This is a genomic window from Kluyvera genomosp. 2, assembly GCF_036759865.1.
GTDB lineage: Bacteria > Pseudomonadota > Gammaproteobacteria > Enterobacterales > Enterobacteriaceae > Kluyvera > Kluyvera ascorbata_B.
In genome coordinates this window covers 19,848-36,332 of sequence record NZ_JAPKIA010000026.1, presented here as the reverse complement: position 1 = coordinate 36,332, position 16,485 = coordinate 19,848, and the positions used below count along the sequence as shown (strand labels likewise).

13 protein-coding genes and 4 pseudogenes are annotated in these 16,485 nt (G+C 53.2%); 11 read left to right on the top strand and 6 right to left on the bottom strand.

Annotation, left to right across the window (positions count from 1 at the left end; all coding sequences use genetic code 11):
• Nucleotides 1–322: 322 nt before the first annotated feature.
• The 5 genes from V6942_RS22195 to V6942_RS22175 all read left to right on the top strand — a co-directional run bounded on the left by V6942_RS22195 (nucleotide 323) and on the right by V6942_RS22175 (nucleotide 6,871).
• Complete coding sequence (locus tag V6942_RS22195; RefSeq protein WP_003029584.1) at nucleotides 323–1,246, top strand: aminoimidazole riboside kinase; 924 nt, start codon at nucleotides 323–325, stop codon at nucleotides 1,244–1,246.
• 165 nt (nucleotides 1,247–1,411) lie between these two features.
• A complete protein-coding gene (locus V6942_RS22190) occupies nucleotides 1,412–2,929 on the top strand; it encodes a carbohydrate porin (RefSeq protein ID WP_003029587.1) in 1,518 nt (505 codons plus the stop codon).
• 137 nt (nucleotides 2,930–3,066) lie between these two features.
• Entirely contained in the window at nucleotides 3,067–4,437 is a 1,371-nt protein-coding gene (locus V6942_RS22185) for a sucrose-specific PTS transporter subunit IIBC (RefSeq protein ID WP_000345204.1), read from the top strand.
• Complete coding sequence (locus V6942_RS22180; RefSeq protein ID WP_003029589.1) at nucleotides 4,437–5,837, top strand: sucrose-6-phosphate hydrolase; 1,401 nt, start codon at nucleotides 4,437–4,439, stop codon at nucleotides 5,835–5,837. The genes V6942_RS22185 and V6942_RS22180 overlap by 1 nt, the downstream gene beginning before the upstream one ends.
• A 29-nt stretch (nucleotides 5,838–5,866) precedes the next feature.
• Nucleotides 5,867–6,871, top strand: a complete 1,005-nt coding sequence (locus V6942_RS22175) for a LacI family DNA-binding transcriptional regulator (protein ID WP_003029591.1) — start codon at nucleotides 5,867–5,869, stop codon at nucleotides 6,869–6,871.
• 165 nt (nucleotides 6,872–7,036) lie between these two features.
• On the opposite strand, the pseudogene V6942_RS22170 reads toward V6942_RS22175, so the two are convergent.
• The 5 genes and pseudogenes from V6942_RS22170 to V6942_RS22150 form a co-directional block, all read right to left on the bottom strand.
• Nucleotides 7,037–7,641, bottom strand: a pseudogene (locus tag V6942_RS22170) (IS3 family transposase); the annotation flags it as partial.
• Nucleotides 7,642–7,650: 9 nt separating this feature from the next.
• Nucleotides 7,651–8,802: an IS30-like element IS30 family transposase gene (locus V6942_RS22165; protein ID WP_003029596.1), complete on the bottom strand. Its 1,152-nt coding sequence runs from the start codon at nucleotides 8,800–8,802 to the stop codon at nucleotides 7,651–7,653.
• A gap of 67 nt (nucleotides 8,803–8,869) precedes the next feature.
• A pseudogene (locus tag V6942_RS22160) lies at nucleotides 8,870–9,127 on the bottom strand (IS3 family transposase); the annotation flags it as partial.
• Between the two features lie 56 nt (nucleotides 9,128–9,183).
• The gene (locus tag V6942_RS22155; RefSeq protein ID WP_333501810.1) at nucleotides 9,184–10,272 is read right to left on the bottom strand and encodes an SNF2-related protein; all 1,089 of its coding nucleotides are present in this window, start codon (nucleotides 10,270–10,272) and stop codon (nucleotides 9,184–9,186) included.
• Nucleotides 10,272–11,177 (bottom strand): helix-turn-helix transcriptional regulator, encoded by a 906-nt coding sequence (locus V6942_RS22150; protein ID WP_032933065.1) that lies wholly within the window; start codon nucleotides 11,175–11,177, stop codon nucleotides 10,272–10,274. The genes V6942_RS22155 and V6942_RS22150 overlap by 1 nt, the downstream gene beginning before the upstream one ends.
• A gap of 448 nt (nucleotides 11,178–11,625) precedes the next feature.
• On the opposite strand from V6942_RS22150, the gene V6942_RS22145 reads away from it, so the two are divergent.
• The 6 genes and pseudogenes from V6942_RS22145 to yfjT all read left to right on the top strand — a co-directional run bounded on the left by V6942_RS22145 (nucleotide 11,626) and on the right by yfjT (nucleotide 15,529).
• Nucleotides 11,626–12,489, top strand: a complete 864-nt coding sequence (locus V6942_RS22145) for a GTPase family protein (RefSeq protein WP_003029608.1) — start codon at nucleotides 11,626–11,628, stop codon at nucleotides 12,487–12,489.
• Between the two features lie 91 nt (nucleotides 12,490–12,580).
• Nucleotides 12,581–13,402, top strand: a complete 822-nt coding sequence (locus V6942_RS22140; RefSeq protein WP_003029610.1) for a DUF932 domain-containing protein — start codon at nucleotides 12,581–12,583, stop codon at nucleotides 13,400–13,402.
• A 216-nt stretch (nucleotides 13,403–13,618) separates the two neighbouring features.
• Nucleotides 13,619–14,320, top strand: a complete 702-nt coding sequence (locus tag V6942_RS22135) for a WYL domain-containing protein (RefSeq protein ID WP_003029611.1) — start codon at nucleotides 13,619–13,621, stop codon at nucleotides 14,318–14,320.
• Between the two features lie 40 nt (nucleotides 14,321–14,360).
• Nucleotides 14,361–14,606 carry a protein YpjK gene (gene ypjK, locus V6942_RS22130; RefSeq protein WP_003029614.1) on the top strand — a complete coding sequence of 82 codons (246 nt, stop codon included), beginning with the start codon at nucleotides 14,361–14,363 and terminating at the stop codon, nucleotides 14,604–14,606.
• Nucleotides 14,596–15,036 (top strand): YfjS/YafY family lipoprotein, encoded by a 441-nt coding sequence (locus tag V6942_RS22125; protein ID WP_003029616.1) that lies wholly within the window; start codon nucleotides 14,596–14,598, stop codon nucleotides 15,034–15,036. Before ypjK ends, V6942_RS22125 begins: the two co-directional genes overlap by 11 nt.
• Before the next feature lie 23 nt (nucleotides 15,037–15,059).
• Nucleotides 15,060–15,529: pseudogene (gene yfjT, locus V6942_RS22120) on the top strand (protein YfjT).
• 812 nt (nucleotides 15,530–16,341) lie between these two features.
• On the opposite strand, the pseudogene V6942_RS22115 reads toward yfjT, so the two are convergent.
• A pseudogene (locus V6942_RS22115) lies at nucleotides 16,342–16,485 on the bottom strand (morphinone reductase); the annotation flags it as partial.

Below are 16,485 nucleotides of genomic sequence, written 5' to 3'. Positions count from 1 at the left end.
ATTTTAATCAGCGAGTCAGCTTGGGAAGAAATGACCTGCTTATTCGCACCTTCCCAAGAAGTGTGGTGTTAAAAGCCCTTTGATTTATCTGTAAATAAGATAAAACATGATAATTTCATCAAGTTGCATGGTAATTTATCCAGGATCCATTTGTGTCCAGGACGTAAGTCTTCACAGCTGTCGAATCAATTCTATTTCGTAAGGCGGCTCACGTTTTTATGCCCTGAGCAGTGCTTTTCCGGCTGGAACTTTCCCCCACTCATTCACTGTGATTTAATATGCTAAACCGGTTTAATTAAGTTTAGCCTTGGAGGGTTTTAGCATGAAAGCAAAAGTTTGGGTTCTGGGCGACGCAGTGGTGGACCTGCTACCGGAGAGTGAAGGGCGCTTGCTACAGTGCCCTGGAGGCGCGCCGGCTAACGTGGCGGTAGGGGTTGCCCGCCTTGGCGGCAACAGCGGATTTATCGGCCGCGTCGGCGGTGACCCGTTTGGCCGCTACATGCGTCATACCCTGCAACAGGAGCAGGTCGACGTCAGCCATATGTATCTTGACGATCATCACCGCACGTCCACTGTGGTGGTCGACCTTGATGACCAAGGTGAACGCACCTTTACCTTTATGGTACGCCCCAGCGCTGACCTGTTCCTGGCTGAAGAAGACCTGCCACAGTTTGCCGCCGGACAGTGGTTGCACATCTGCTCCATCGCGCTCAGCGCCGAGCCCAGCCGCAGTGCTACCTTCGCGGCTATGGAGAACATCAAACGTGCCGGTGGCCGGGTGAGCTTTGACCCTAATATCCGCCTGGATCTCTGGCAAGATCAGAACCTGTTGCACGCCTGTCTCGACCGCGCCCTGCGTCTGGCGAACGTGGTGAAACTGTCCGAAGAAGAGCTGATACTCATCAGCGGGAGTAATGATATCGCGCAGGGGATCGCCAGCATCACTGAGCGTTATCAGCCTGAATTACTGCTGGTGACTCAGGGTAAAGCGGGCGTCATCGCCGCATTCCAGCAGCAGTTTATCCATTTCAGCGCTAAACCGGTTGTCAGCGTGGATACCACCGGTGCGGGCGATGCGTTTGTCGCCGGACTGCTTGCCAGCCTTGCTGCCAACGGGATGCCGGCGGATATCAATGCCCTGGAGCCAACGCTCGCTCTGGCGCAAACCTGCGGTGCCCTGGCAACCCTGGCGAAAGGCGCGATGACTGCCCTGCCATACCAGCGCGATCTACACCGCCAGATTTGATCCTAAATACCGTCGTACGCGGTCCACTTTGTTGCATCCATCACACTTATTAAACCGGTTTAGCAAAATCAATTTCAAAATGTTAAATGTCGTGCTTAACATTGCAACTAAACCGGTTTAGCAAAAACACACAATTTTTTATTTTCCTTTTGGGATGCAATCAATATGTTCAGAAAAAGCACACTCGCGGTTCTTATCGCTTTGCTAACCGGCGCCGCCTCAGCCCATGCACAAACGGATCTCAGCAGTATCGAAGCCCGTTTAATTGCGCTGGAAAAACGCTTACAGGATGCCGAAAACAGAGCGCAAACGGCAGAAACCCGCGCAGAGTCGGCAGAGAAGAAAGTACAGCAGCTCACGACACAGCAACAAAAAACCCAGGACAGCACTCAGGAAGTGGCTCAGCGTACCGCCAAACTGGAGAAAAAAGCCGATGAGAAAAGCGGGTTTGAGTTCCACGGCTACGCCCGCTCCGGCGTGATAATGAATGACTCCGGCGCCAGCACCAAATCCGGAGCCTACATGACGCCAGCAGGGGAAACCGGTGGGGCTATTGGCCGCCTGGGAAACCAGGCCGATACCTATGTTGAAATGAATCTTGAACATAAGCAGACCCTGGATAACGGGGCAACGACCCGCTTCAAAGTCATGGTCGCCGACGGTCAAACCACTTATAACGACTGGACGGCGAGCACCAGTGATTTGAACGTGCGTCAGGCCTTTGTTGAACTGGGCAACTTGCCCACCTTCGACGGGCCGTTTAAAGGCTCCACCCTGTGGGCCGGGAAACGCTTTGACCGGGATAACTTTGACATTCACTGGATCGACTCGGATGTCGTGTTCCTCGCCGGTACCGGCGGCGGTATTTACGATGTCAGGTGGAACGACAGCGTTCGCAGCAACTTCTCTCTTTACGGGCGTAACTTCGGCGATATTGCTGATACCAGCAACAGTGTGCAGAACTACATCGTCAGCATGAACAATTTCATCGGGCCGGTGCAGATGATGGTCAGCGGGATGCGGGCAAAAGACAACGACGAACGCCAGGATACCAACGGTAATCCGGTCAAAGGCGATGCGGCAAATACCGGTGTACATGCGCTGCTCGGGTTGCACAACGACAGTTTTTACGGCCTGCGTGAAGGTGCCAGCAAAACCGCCCTGCTCTACGGTCACGGACTGGGTGCCGAAGTTAAAGGTGTCGGCTCTGACGGCGCGTTACGCTCGGGGGCTAACACCTGGCGCTTCGCCAGCTACGGCACCACGCCACTGAGCAAGAACTGGTTTATCGCCCCGGCGATACTGGCACAAACCAGTAAAGACCGTTATGTCGATGGCGACAGCTACCAGTGGGCAACCCTCAACATGCGTCTGATCCAGGAGATCAATCAAAACTTCGCCCTCGCTTATGAAGGCAGTTACCAGTATATGGATCTCAAACCTGAAGGTTATAACGATCGCCATGCGGTAAACGGCAGCTTCTACAAGCTCACCTTCGCCCCGACCTTTAAGGTTGGCGACATCGGCGATTTCTTCAGCCGTCCTGAAATCCGTCTTTACACCTCGTGGATGGACTGGAGCAAAAAACTCAATAATTACGCCAGCGATGACGCGCTGGGCAGCAGTGGTTTTAAATCGGGCGGCGAATGGTCGTTCGGGATGCAGATGGAAACCTGGTTTTGATGGTTAACACCTGGCGACAGTAACCGCCGGGGCGACAAAATACGTTTCGTCGCCCCGGACACAATAACAACGAAGAGAATGCGCTCCGGCTACCACGGGACGACAACTCGAAAATCAATACGCATTCAGAGGGTACTATGGATTTTGAACAGATTTCCCGCTCGCTACTTCCGCTTCTGGGAGGCAAGGAAAATATCGCCAGCGCCGCGCACTGTGCCACACGCCTGCGCCTGGTGCTGGTCGATGACTCACTGGCCGATCAGCAGGCCATCGGCAAAATTGATGGGGTGAAGGGCTGTTTCCGTAACGCCGGACAGATGCAGATTATCTTCGGCACCGGGGTGGTGAACAAAGTCTACGCCGCCTTTATTCAGGCGGCAGGGATTGGCGAATCCAGCAAATCGGAAGCTGCCGACATTGCGGCGAAAAAACTGAATCCTTTCCAGCGCATTGCCCGCCTGTTGTCGAACATCTTTGTGCCGATCATCCCGGCTATCGTCGCCTCCGGCCTGTTGATGGGCCTTCTGGGGATGGTTAAAACGTACGGCTGGGTCGACCCGGGTAACGCCATCTACATCATGCTGGATATGTGCAGCTCAGCGGCGTTTATTATTCTGCCGATCCTGATTGGCTTCACCGCCGCCCGCGAGTTCGGTGGTAATCCTTATCTTGGCGCGACGCTTGGCGGCATCCTGACTCACCCGGCGCTCACCAACGCCTGGGGTGTGGCCGCCGGTTTCCACACCATGAACTTCTTCGGCCTTGAGATTGCCATGATCGGCTATCAGGGCACGGTGTTCCCGGTGCTGCTGGCGGTGTGGTTTATGAGCATCGTTGAGAAACAGCTGCGTCGCGTGATCCCCGATGCACTGGATCTGATCCTGACGCCGTTCCTGACGGTGATCATTTCCGGTTTTATCGCCCTGCTGATTATCGGCCCGGCTGGTCGCGCGCTTGGCGACGGTATTTCGTTTGTCCTTAGCACCCTGATTACCCACGCCGGTTGGCTGGCCGGACTGCTGTTTGGCGGTCTCTATTCGGTTATCGTCATTACCGGTATTCACCACAGCTTCCACGCCATCGAAGCGGGACTGCTGGGCAACCCATCCATCGGCGTCAACTTCCTGCTGCCGATTTGGGCGATGGCCAACGTCGCTCAGGGCGGTGCTTGTCTGGCGGTGTGGTTCAAAACGAAAGATGCCAAAATCAAAGCCATTACCCTGCCCTCGGCGTTTTCTGCCATGCTCGGCATCACCGAAGCGGCGATTTTTGGTATTAACTTACGCTTTGTAAAACCGTTTATCGCAGCCCTGATTGGCGGCGCGGTGGGCGGCGCGTGGGTGGTATCCATGCATGTTTACATGACCGCCGTGGGCCTGACGGCTATCCCTGGCATGGCTATCGTGCAGGCCAGCTCGCTGCTGAACTACATTATCGGGATGGTTATCGCCTTTGGCGTCGCCTTTGTCGTCTCCCTGGTACTGAAATACAAAACGGACGCTGAATAATGTCACATCCATCACGCCTGCCTGCGATTTTGCAGGCTGTTATGCAGGGCCAGCCGCGCGCGCTGGCCGACAGCCACTATCCCCGCTGGCACCATGCGCCGGTGACCGGGCTGATGAACGATCCCAACGGCTTTATTGAATTTGCCGGACGTTATCACCTGTTTTATCAGTGGAACCCGCTCGCCTGCGATCATAAGTTCAAGTGCTGGGGGCACTGGAGCTCTGCCGACCTGCTGCACTGGCAACATGAGCCGATCGCGCTCATGCCGGATGAAGAGTATGACCGCAACGGCTGCTACTCCGGAAGCGCCGTGGATAGTCAGGGCACGCTCACCCTGTGCTATACCGGCAACGTAAAATTTGACGACGGCAGCCGAACCGCGTGGCAGTGCCTGGCGACGGAAAATGCCGACGGCACGTTTACCAAACTCGGCCCGGTATTACCGCTGCCGGAGGGCTATACCGGCCACGTGCGTGACCCGAAAGTCTGGCAGCACGAAGGTCGCTGGTACATGGTGCTGGGCGCACAGGATTTGCAAAAGCGTGGCAAGGTGTTGTTATTCAGCTCAGCGGACCTTCATGAGTGGACGAGTCAGGGCGAAATCGCCGGTTATGGCATCAATGGCCTGGACGACGCGGGCTATATGTGGGAATGCCCGGACCTGTTTGCCCTCGGCGACCAGCATGTCCTGATTTGCTGCCCGCAGGGCGTGCCTCGTGAGAAAGAGCGCTATCTCAACACCTACCCGGCAGTGTGGATGAGCGGCGATTTCGACTACCACCGCGCGGCCTTCGAGCATGGCGAACTGCACGAATTGGACGCAGGGTTTGAGTTCTACGCCCCGCAAACCATGCTTACCAGTGATGGCCGCCGTCTGCTGGTCGGCTGGATGGGCGTGCCGGAGGGCGAAGAGATGCTTCAACCGACCCTCACCAACGGCTGGATCCATCAGATGACCTGCCTGCGTGAGCTGGAGTTTATCGATGGTCAGCTATACCAACGTCCTCTACGAGAGCTGAGCGCCCTGCGCGGCGAAGCGCACGGCTGGGCAGGGAACTCCCTGCCGCTGGCACCGATGGAAATCGTTCTACAAACCACTGGGGACGATATTTTGAGCCTCGATTTTGACGGCGCATTAATCCTTGAACGCGATGCCAGCGGGATCCGCCTGGCCCGACCCAGTCTGGCCAGCGACGAGAAGCATTATCGTTACTGGCGCGGAGACGTCCGCTCGCTGCATATTTTCATCGACCAGTCTAGCGTGGAGATTTTCATCAACGGCGGCGAAGGAGTGATGAGCTGCCGCTACTTCCCGGCCTGTTCAGGGCAGCTAATGTTCTCTGGCATCACACCGGACGCATTCTGCTACTGGCCGCTGCGAACTTGCATGGTAGAATAAGCGTTTTGCCTCAAGCTCATGGCGTCGTAATGAAAACTAAACGCGTAACCATTAAAGATATCGCCGAACAGGCTGGCGTCTCAAAAGCGACCGCCAGCCTAGTACTGAACGGTCGTGGTAAGGAGCTGCGTGTGGCGCAGGAAACGCGTGAGCGAGTACTGGCGATTGCCCGTGAGCAGCACTATCAGCCAAGCATTCACGCCCGCTCGCTGCGCGACAACCGCAGCCACACCATCGGACTGGTGGTGCCGGAGATCACCAACCACGGCTTTGCGGTCTTTTCACATGAGCTGGAAATGCTGTGCCGCGAAGCAGGCGTCCAGCTATTGATCTCTTGTACTGATGAAAACCCCGGTCAGGAGAGCGTGGTGGTCAATAACATGATTTCCCGCCAGGTTGACGGTCTGATCGTCGCTTCATGTATGCACAACGATGCCGACTATCTTAAGCTCAGCCAACAACTGCCAGTAGTGCTGTTTGACCGTTGTCCTAATGAAAGCCTGCTGCCGCTGGTGATGACTGATTCGATTACCCCAACGGCGGAACTGATTTCCCGCATTGCACCTAAGCATAGCGATGAGTTCTGGTTTTTAGGCGGTCAGTCGCGTCTGTCGCCTTCACGCGATCGTCTGACCGGCTTCACGCAGGGTTTGGCTCAGGCGGGTATTGCACTGCGCCCGGAATGGGTGATTAACGGTAACTACCACCCGAGCTCAGGCTATGAGATGTTCGCCGCACTCTGCGCGCGACTTGGGCGGCCGCCTAAGGCGCTGTTCACTGCCGCCTGTGGACTGCTCGAAGGGGTACTGCGCTATATGAGCCAGCACCATTTACTCGACTCAGATATCCATCTGACGAGCTTTGACGATCACTATCTTTATGATTCGCTGTCGCTGCGTATCGATACCGTACAGCAGGATAACCGCCAGTTGGCCTGGCACTGCTATGATCTGATAAGCCAATTGATCGAGGGCGATACGCCCGAAACGCTACAACGCTACCTGCCCGCAACGCTGCAGTTTAGGCATCAGTAATAACTGAGCATTTTTGAATACCCTACAGAGGTGAAATCTGGTGCGAATCCAACAATCAAAAATCAATATTTGTAGTGATGTGATGCGGAAAGGTCTTCACTGCATCAGTAATCACACCAATCGGGTTAAACGGCAAACTGAGTGGTGGTAAAGACTGACACCGGCATTATTACTGTCACTGTGGAACATCACTCCGGCGGGTTTACCGCAAGCTTCCCACGCAATTTCCAGCGCTTTGATGTCAGCTTGCTGTCCGGTGAGAATGACATTGCCCAACCCTCAGGTTTCCTTGCGAACAGATCGAGAACAACAGCAAGGTAAGCCCAACGCTTGCCTGTCCAGATATAGGTCACATCACCGCACCACACCTGATTTGGCTCGGTCACGGCGAACTGCCTTTCAAGGTAGTTAGGGATAGCAACATGTTCATGACCACCACGTTTATACCGGTGAGTCGGCTGCTGACAGCTGACCAGCCCCAGCTCTTTCATGAGCCTGCCAGCAAGCCAGCGTCCCATCTGGTAGCCTCTCCGGGTTGCCATTGTGGCGATGCTTCTTGCTCCGGCCGAACCGTGGCTGATGCCATGTAGCTCAAGTACCTGACTGCGTAATACAGCCCGTCTGCCGTCTGGTTTTTCAGGACGGTTTTTCCAGTATCTGTAGCTGCTGCGATGAACCCCGAACACATGGCAGAGTGTGACCACAGGATAATGCGCTCTGAGTTTCCCGATTATCGAGAACTGTTCAGGGAGTCTGACATCAAGAGCGCGGTTGTAGATTCAATCTGTCAATGCAACACCCCTTTCAATTATCTCTTTCGGTGTTTTGAACTTCAGTGTCTTTCTCGGTCTGTTGTTTAGCTGAGCAGCAACCAGATCTAGTTCATGTTGAGTATATTGGGCAAGACATGTCTTTTTAGGAAAGTACTGCCGAATTAGCCCATTTGTGTTCTCATTTGTTCCCCGCTGCCAAGGACTCTGAGGATCGCAGAAGTAAACTTTAACGCCGGTGCTGACAGTAAATTCTAGATGTCTGGCCAGTTCCATTCCTCTGTCCCATGTCAGTGATTTTCTGAGTTCTGACGGTAAACTCAGGAATTTGTCGGTAAGAGCCTGATTTACTGAGACAGAATCTTTGCCCCTGAGTCTAAGGATGATCGTATAACGTGATTTTCGGTCTACAAGTGTGGCTATATGAGAGTTTTTTGTACCTGAGACTAAATCGCCCTCCCAATGCCCCAGAGAGCGTCTGTTATCGATATTTCGGGAACGTTCGTGAATTGGTGTTCCGTTCACTATGTTAATCGTACCTCTTTCGCCTTTGCGGGTATGACGCCTGCCATGGCGAAGGCTATGCGACCGTCGCAGATGCTGTATATTCAGGTGGTGTAGCGCTTCACGGCTACGAAAGTACAGCGTTTTATAAATTGTCTCAGGTGATATTCGCAGCGTTTTTTGACGTGGTTTTGTTCGCCTTAACCATCCTGATATTTGCTCTGGAGACCATTTCATCTCCAGCTTTTCCAGAACAAGCTTTCGCAATGGTAAATTTTGATCCAGTAAGCACGGTTTTGGCCTTTTCGCCATTCTGTTGGCTCGGTTATTAGCATCAACAGCTTTGTAATAGCGTCTGCCCCGATTACGCTGAACTTCACGTGAGATCGTCGAAGGACTGCGATTCAGCGCAGTAGCTATCGCACGAATGCTCATTTTGGGTGACAAACCAGCTCGTATCTCCTCGCGCTCAGACAGTGTCAGGTGAGCTACAGCCCGCTTACGCTCATGGGGTTTTATGCCGCCAGTATCCCTTAACATAGTGAAGATCGTTCCGGGTTTTGAACCCAGGATATTCGCTATTTCACTGAAGCCTGTTCCGTTCTTCCATAGTTCAAAAACAGAGGCTTTTTCCTCTGCTGTAAATGTTCGTCTCATTCAAAAAACCTCCGCAACCCCATGTTTTCACATAACTGTTGCGTTGACCAATTGAATCTACAGTAGCCTTTTTTAATATTTCATTCTCCATTTCAATGCGTTGTAGCTTTTTCCTCAGCTCACGTATTTCGATTTGTTCTGGTGTTATCGGAGAGGCTTTTGGTGTTTTGCCCTGACGCTCATCACGCAGTTGTTTGACCCATCTTGTCATTGTGGAAAGGCCAACATCCATAGCTTTGGCGGCATCTGCCACCGTGTAGTTCTGGTCAACAACCAGTTGAGCGGATTCGCGTTTAAACTCTGCGCTGAAATTTCTTTTTTTCATTGGAGCACCTGTGTTGTTCTGAGGTGAGCATATCACCTCTGTTCAGGTGGACAAATTCAGTGTGCCACTTCACTGCCCCAGTTGATGCGATTCAATTGTGTTCCAAACGACTCGCCGCTCGTACGGCTGAGGTCAGTATGACAAAGCACGTCGTAGCTGAACCGGTCGCGAGCAAATATGTTGGTCTTAAGGTTGCGGTTATAGTTCAGCCAGTTGTCCGCAAGTTTCTTGGGGCATAACACCAGAACTGACTTGTTGCGCAGTTCGTAATACTTTACGACGGCAAGTGCGATGAAGGTTTTGCCCAAGCCCACGCTGTCGGCCAGGATGCAACCGCTGTAGTTTTCAAGTTTGTTGATGATCCCAGTGGCAGCATCTTTCTGGTAATTGAAGAGTTTGTTCCAGATGAGCGTGTCTTGATAGCCCGTGCGGTCATTGGGCAGGACATCCTCGTTGAGGTCGTCCAGAAACTCATTGAAGATGTTATAGAGCATCAGGAAGTAGATACTTTCAGGCGAGTTTTCCTGGTAGACGGATGCAATGTGGTCGCAGATCTGCGCCGTTACATCCTCCAGCTTCTCAGGATCTTGCCAGATCTGGTTAAACAGATTGAGGTAGGTCGCCGTAAACGTCGACTCGTCCATTTTGTTGACGAGGTTTGAAACAGCATTGCCTTGCTGGTAGCCAAGATCGACGGCCGTAAATCCGTGCAGTGGCATGTAGGCAGTCTCTGCGGCGGCGGCCTGAACACAAGCAAACTGCTGCATCGGAGCCTTGCTGCGATTGGACTTGAATGTTGTCTTACGCCGCATCCAGTCCGCACACTCTTTTGCAATTGCGCGCTGGGTCAGTTTGTTGCGCAGCTGAATTTCGAACTCACTACCGTACAGACTACGTTCGCGGTCAGCCTTCGGTATGTGGAATTCTTTGCGTTCCTTACGAATCTTGTCGGTTACTTCATTAGCGGTGAACGTCGGCGAGGTAAAGATGAATTGCAGCTCGTCGATTTTTTCCAGCTCTGCTTTTAGCGCTTCAAACGCGTACATCGAAAAACAGGAGGCGGCGATCTTCAGGCGAGCACCGGGTTTGAGCGTCTGCTTTAGGTCGTCTCCGAGCAGACGATTGATATTGTCGATCAGTTCCATCAAGAGTCAGCCTTTGTAGAGGTGCTATAGCCTGGTGCCAGTAAGGCGTTTTTCACGCCGTAGATCGCGAGATGATCTTTGAGCCATAAACGGTACTCCGGTCCATTTAGGCAATGATTGGGTGAGCAGTCAACACGCCAGCGCTGCAACATATAGCCTGCCACCGCTGCACGAACGTACATCCTAATCGAGCCACCGGTCATCCCGTAGTCCATCTCGATGATTTCGGGGCGTTCAACACGCGGGTGCGGCACGAAATCCAACTCAACGATGCGCGTCCACTGGATATCATTATCCGGTCGTTCGTTGGCCTGCGGAACCTCTTCAAGCAATGTTGGCGCTTCGATGCGGGTGACGACGAAATCCCGAAACTCTCCACTCTTGCGATCAAAGGCCCGGGCGTGCCAGCGCAGGCCGGTATCTACCAAAGCAAAGGGCACAATGATCCGTTCGGACTTTCCGCTGCTCATCGAGTGGTAGCGGATGGCGACGGGGCGCTTGGAGTGGATGGCTCGACAAATCACGGCCAACACATCCATCTTGGGTATGCTCAGGGCTGTGGGGGATTCACAGGGTAGCAACGCCTGCATTGGGCCATTCACGCCATCGCCAAAGCCCAGAGCCAGCGCCGACAGAACACGCTGCGATGCGTGCTCGAACAACGGAGAGAACGCCTGCCCGATACGATAGATCTTGTCGCTACCATCAAAGGTGATGTTATTCGGAGCGATTTCCCGGTACAAAGCCAAATCGCGAGTCGCTCCTGCTGGAGCAACGCCAAAGCGCTCAATCAGATCTGGGCGACCGATCTCACCGAAGAAGTAAAGCCGAAAATCGATGTAGGCCAGCCGTTCGCGCTGGACCTGACTCAAGTCGTCAAGCCGCTTACAAGGGGGACTAGGCATGAATCATCACTATAGGGAAAAATGAAAATTTAATACGGTAATCAATAAAGTGCCATGATTATAATCAAATTGATGATAATCAACATTAATACTTATGTAAAAGCAAGAGATGACGTTTCAAACGTAGACAGTCATCGTATTAGCTGATGTTTCTATAACGTTAGATTAATGCCTAACAACTATAAAACCTTAATGCCCAATGCCCAATGCCCAATGCCCAATGCCCTATCGCCCCTCGGACAATTTGCCCTTATCCACTGGTCTGGCTTGAGGATGAGGGGGGCAGAATAACCTAACGACTTAGGGGCCGGGATCACAGGCGGCAGCTGTTTAACGCTTACCTTAATTCAAATTATTTTCAGATAGATATCATTCTTCTGAACATACCTGACTAACGGTGGAATCTCACGATCCTGCCGTTTTTGTATTATTTTTCAGAGGAGTAGTAATGAACAATTCTGAAGGATTGAAGCCGTTTCAGCAATCGCTCGCAGGTCTGCCACAGTGGGTGTCTGAACGTATATTGCAGCAGATAAATCAGTTAACCCGCTACGAGCCAGTGATCGGCATTATGGGTAAAACCGGTGTTGGGAAGAGCAGTCTGTGCAATGCCCTGTTTGCCGGAGATATATCACCGGTCAGCGATGTGGCTGCATGTACCCGTGAGCCACTGCGCTTTCGCCTGCAAGTCGGCGAGCGCTATATGACGCTGGTGGACCTGCCCGGCGTGGGCGAAAGTGGTGCTCGCGATACCGAGTATGCTGCGATGTACCGCGAACAACTCCCCCGGCTCGACCTGGTTCTGTGGCTGATTAAGGCCGATGACCGGGCGCTGGCGGTGGATGAACATTTTTATCATCAGGTGATTGGAGAGGTATACCGGCATAAGGTGCTGTTTGTTATCAGCCAGTCGGATAAGGCCGAACCCACCAGCGGTGGGGGACCGTTGTCCACGGCGCAGAAGCAGAATATCAGCCGTAAAATCTGTCTGCTGCATGAGCTGTTCCAGCCCGTACATCCGGTGTGTGCCGTGTCGGTCCGTCTTCAGTGGGGACTGCGGGTGATGGCCGAGCGAATGATTAAGTGCCTGCCACGTGAGGCCACCAGCCCGGTGGTGTCGCAACTCCAGTCTTCCTTTCGCACGACGGTAGTCCGGGAACAGGCTCGTAGCGATTTTGGTGAAACCGTCGGGGCCGTACTCGATAGCATCAGTGCCTTTCCCCTGATACCCGCCCCGGTACGGGCTGTCATTCAGGCCGTGCGCACCACGGTGGTGTCAGTGGCCCGCGCCGTCTGGGATTTCTTCTTCTGAGTATTTAACCCATCCCTGTTACTTCCCTGCCCCTGTCGCAGATGCGACGGGGATCCCTTTTATTTGTTTTCCCGTTATGAGGAGTCTGCTTATGGCCCGTCTGGCTTCGCGCTTTGGCGCAGCAAATCTTATCCGTCGCGACCGCCCGTTAACCCGCGAAGAGCTGTTTCGCGTGGTGCCCAGTGTATTCAGTGAGGACAAACACGCATCCCGTAGTGAGCGTTATACCTATATACCCACCATATCCCTGCTGGACAGCCTGCAGCGCGAAGGCTTCCAGCCGTTCTTTGCCTGTCAGACCCGGGTACGCGACCCGGGTCGACGCGAGCACACAAAACACATGCTACGCCTTCGTCGGGAGGGGCAGATTACCGGTAAACAGGTACCAGAAATTATCCTGCTCAACTCCCATGATGGCACCAGTTCGTACCAGATGTTGCCGGGTTTATTTCGTGCGGTTTGTCAGAACGGGCTCGTCTGCGGTGAGTCATTTGGCGAGGTGCGTGTGCCGCACAAAGGCGATGTAGTGAGTCAGGTGATTGAGGGGGCCTATGAAGTGCTGGGCATTTTTGACCGTGTGGAGGAGAAGCGGGATGCGATGCAGTCGTTGCTGTTGCCACCACCTGCGCAGCAGGCACTGGCAAAAGCCGCGCTGACGTACCGCTTTGGTGAGGACCACCAGCCGGTGACTGAGTCGCAGATCCTCTCCCCGCGCCGCTGGCAAGATGAGAGTAGCGACCTGTGGACCACGTACCAGCGTATTCAGGAGAACCTGATTAAGGGTGGGCTCAGTGGCCGTAATGCCAAAGGAGGACGGTCACATACCCGTGCCGTTCGCGGTATCGACGGGGACGTGAAACTTAACCGGGCACTGTGGGTGATGGCGGAAGCGATGCTCACGCAACTGCAGTGACCGTTTAATGTTGCCGCTTTGTTAATATCGGACACCACCTGTCCGCATCGCACCGTGCTGGCGGTCCTCACTCACTGAGGAATGGCCTGTAACCCCCGCTGCCTCTGGCTTTTGCAGAAATGAAAAATAGTTTCTGTGATGTCCATACCCTGTCCGACCCCCTCTTTAAAGTAATCACATCATTTTCAGTCAGTTAACTTTCACGGAGAACGTCTCATGACACAGGCAGAACGCCGCCATGACCGGCTGGCTGTCAGGCTGTCACTGATAATCAGCCGTCTGGTGGCAGGGGAAACACTGAGTGTGCGTAAGCTGGCCGCTGAGTTTGGTGTGTCGGTGCGCACGCTGCGGCGTGATTTTCGTGAGCGGCTGATGTATCTGGACCTGGAGTATCAGTCCGGATATTGCCGCTTACGCACTGCGGGCAGTGAGACGCAGATGGTGCCCGACGTGCTTATCTTTGCCCACCGCAGCGGGATGGCCGGTCTTTTCCCTGGCTTTGACCGTCGTCTGGTAAACGCACTGCTGATGTGCGATGAGTCTCCCTGCGTAATCGCACCCGCCAGTCCGGCTCCTTCGCCATCAGGCGCATTGTCTTTCTGGCGACTGATTCAGGCCATTACCGGGCGCAGGCGGGTGACGCTGATTGCCGAGGGGCAGCGCTGTGAGCGGCTGGCTCCCTGCCGGTTACTTATCCACCAGCAGGCCTGGTATCTGGTGGCAGAGCACGACGGACATATCGCCTTATTCACACTTGATGAAATCCATCTGATTCAGCCTTTGCAGGAGACTTTTCGCCGGAATGACAGTCTGTGCCGCCTGACTGAAGACCCGGTCTTCATTCAGGCCTTACCCCATTTTCGCTTTATCCAGCATTCACTGCTTACGTTTGTTCCGGCTGACAGCCCACCGGAATAGCGCAGGCGTTGTTATCAACCCGGCAACAGGGAGGAGCCCAGTGCCTGTTATTGCCATTATCGCCATTGTTATCATCGTCATCATTCTGAACAAAACTGGAGTGTCCGACAGCCTCACGGCCCTGACACTTGCAACCGTTGCCGCACTACTGACGGGAGGTGGCGCAGCCGGTGCTGCCAGTGTCGCGCTGACGCCGTTCGTCGGCGTGCCGGTGGGTATTTTCGTGGGGATTTATGTCTTTACCAAAGTGGTTCGTCTGATTTCAGGAAAAAATAATGAAACGTAAAACACTACCTCTACTGGCGCTGGTTGCCTCCACTCTGTTTCTGAGCGCTTGCGATGACAGGAGTGATGACCTGAAAGCTATCAGTAAATTTAAGGACCTCACGCCTCCGCGCTTCAGCGATGTGGTGAGCCGTCAGGATGATGTCAGGGAAGAGTGGTCGCAGATTGCTCTTTCTGGTCCCACTATGCAGGTCTTACGTACCCGTCAGTCGCCCGATGGCTGCGAGGGTGGCTGTTACTACTACCTCGTGGATATGGAGGAGAAAACCGTGCAGCCGCTGATGAATGCGCTGTGTATTGCCGACAACATCAGCCTGGAATACCACGAGAAAACGGACCCGCGCACCCGGGAGCGTTTCCTTGAATATTCCCATGACGGCAAACTGATGGGACGGCTGCTGATACCCTCAAATCCTGATAACCGGGAATAAATACAAAGACAAAGGAGACAGAAATGAAAATAAATTCTTTAAGTCGGCTCATGCTCGCTGGCGTGCTGCTTGTCAGCTTCAATGCCTCTGCGGTTTCGGGACTCTGGCAACAGGGGTACGGTCAGGGCAATGCGGAATACAGTGTGACGGATAGCAGCGGAAAGATGTTTACCATCAACTGCACGGAAAATCCGGACCAGAACGGTATTTACCAGCAATCGGTTTTTCTGACCCTCGCAGGGGATAAAACGATCAGCTCGCATGATGACAGTACCGACATCACAGTGGTGATGGGCCCCATAAGCAATACGCCATTCCCTCAACCCTTGGCTGGCGTAACGGGGATAATGCCTGGTTTAGTTTCATCATGGATATCCGTAAGGCCAGGCAGTTCGACGTCTACGTCAATGACCGCAAAGCGGGGACCTTCAGCGTTGACCTGACGAACGCTACGAAGGCACTGCCAACATTAGCAGACTGCACTAACGAGTGACAGTTGTGCTTTCCATCCATAACAACATACCTGACTGCCAGGAGCAGTCAGGGTTTATTTTTTTCATTTTTTATTTCCACCGATTAGTCCAGGCACTTCCGAATAATGAGCGCAGTGGCCAGTTTTAGTTGACTATATAGCAATGATAAAATAATCACGTGTTATGTTGAGATTGTTTATTTAGCGGTTGAGAGAAACTATGGATAAAATTTGTGATAAGTGTGCACACATGATGAGTGCATGTACTTGTGGAACTTGTGAGAACTGTGACGAGAAAGAGTCGGACTGTACCTGCAAAAAATGTAGCCAGTGCAATAACCTTGAGGACTTCTGCTCTTGCAGAATTTGTGAAGAATGTAGTGAAAAAGAAGCAGAGTGCTGCTGTTGAAATGTTAACAATACTGGCTGCAGGAGCTACCTGCCTGCAGCTTCGATTGCCGACGTACCCCGATCCCAGTTGGTTAGCGTATTTCGATTCTTGCAATAATCGCTGGACTCATAGCACGAAGCCGACATACTTACTGGATTGAAGGTCCGCTGTGAGCGAAAAGCGGACGCCCGCATAGCGTAAACAGGCGTCTGATATTTTGATATGGATTGATGACTTAACCCCTTCCCCGCTTCGTCAATGACTTTCTCGTCATTATCTTTGGTAAATGATCCTTTTGCCTTTCCGGTAGAATACTCAGCATTATTTCTGAAGAGCGGCAAAGACGAGTGCCTTGCCATGAGTTCACCATAATTTCATCTGCGCCCGTGCGGCGAACCAGATCCCTGAGCCCGTCACGGACGACCTCCGGTTTGCCCCATACGGATTCACGCAGCTGATAATATTTTGCGGTCAGTTCATCAGCGGTATCACTAGTCATTGCCCGTGAGCGGGTCATGGGGGCCATAACGACGCGGTTTACCAGGTCAGTATCACCGGTCTGAAACTGGGTAAATAATTTTTCCAT

Coding starts and splice junctions, on each gene's coding strand:
- V6942_RS22165 (WP_003029596.1), bottom strand. CDS start 8,802: ATGAGACGAACATTTACAGCAGAGGAAAAAGCCTCTGTTTTTGAACTA.
- V6942_RS22180 (WP_003029589.1), top strand. CDS start 4,437: ATGTCACATCCATCACGCCTGCCTGCGATTTTGCAGGCTGTTATGCAG.
- V6942_RS22125 (WP_003029616.1), top strand. CDS start 14,596: ATGAAACGTAAAACACTACCTCTACTGGCGCTGGTTGCCTCCACTCTG.
- V6942_RS22175 (WP_003029591.1), top strand. CDS start 5,867: ATGAAAACTAAACGCGTAACCATTAAAGATATCGCCGAACAGGCTGGC.
- V6942_RS22145 (WP_003029608.1), top strand. CDS start 11,626: ATGAACAATTCTGAAGGATTGAAGCCGTTTCAGCAATCGCTCGCAGGT.
- V6942_RS22140 (WP_003029610.1), top strand. CDS start 12,581: ATGGCCCGTCTGGCTTCGCGCTTTGGCGCAGCAAATCTTATCCGTCGC.
- V6942_RS22190 (WP_003029587.1), top strand. CDS start 1,412: ATGTTCAGAAAAAGCACACTCGCGGTTCTTATCGCTTTGCTAACCGGC.
- V6942_RS22195 (WP_003029584.1), top strand. CDS start 323: ATGAAAGCAAAAGTTTGGGTTCTGGGCGACGCAGTGGTGGACCTGCTA.
- V6942_RS22135 (WP_003029611.1), top strand. CDS start 13,619: ATGACACAGGCAGAACGCCGCCATGACCGGCTGGCTGTCAGGCTGTCA.
- V6942_RS22155 (WP_333501810.1), bottom strand. CDS start 10,272: ATGGAACTGATCGACAATATCAATCGTCTGCTCGGAGACGACCTAAAG.
- V6942_RS22150 (WP_032933065.1), bottom strand. CDS start 11,177: ATGCCTAGTCCCCCTTGTAAGCGGCTTGACGACTTGAGTCAGGTCCAG.
- V6942_RS22185 (WP_000345204.1), top strand. CDS start 3,067: ATGGATTTTGAACAGATTTCCCGCTCGCTACTTCCGCTTCTGGGAGGC.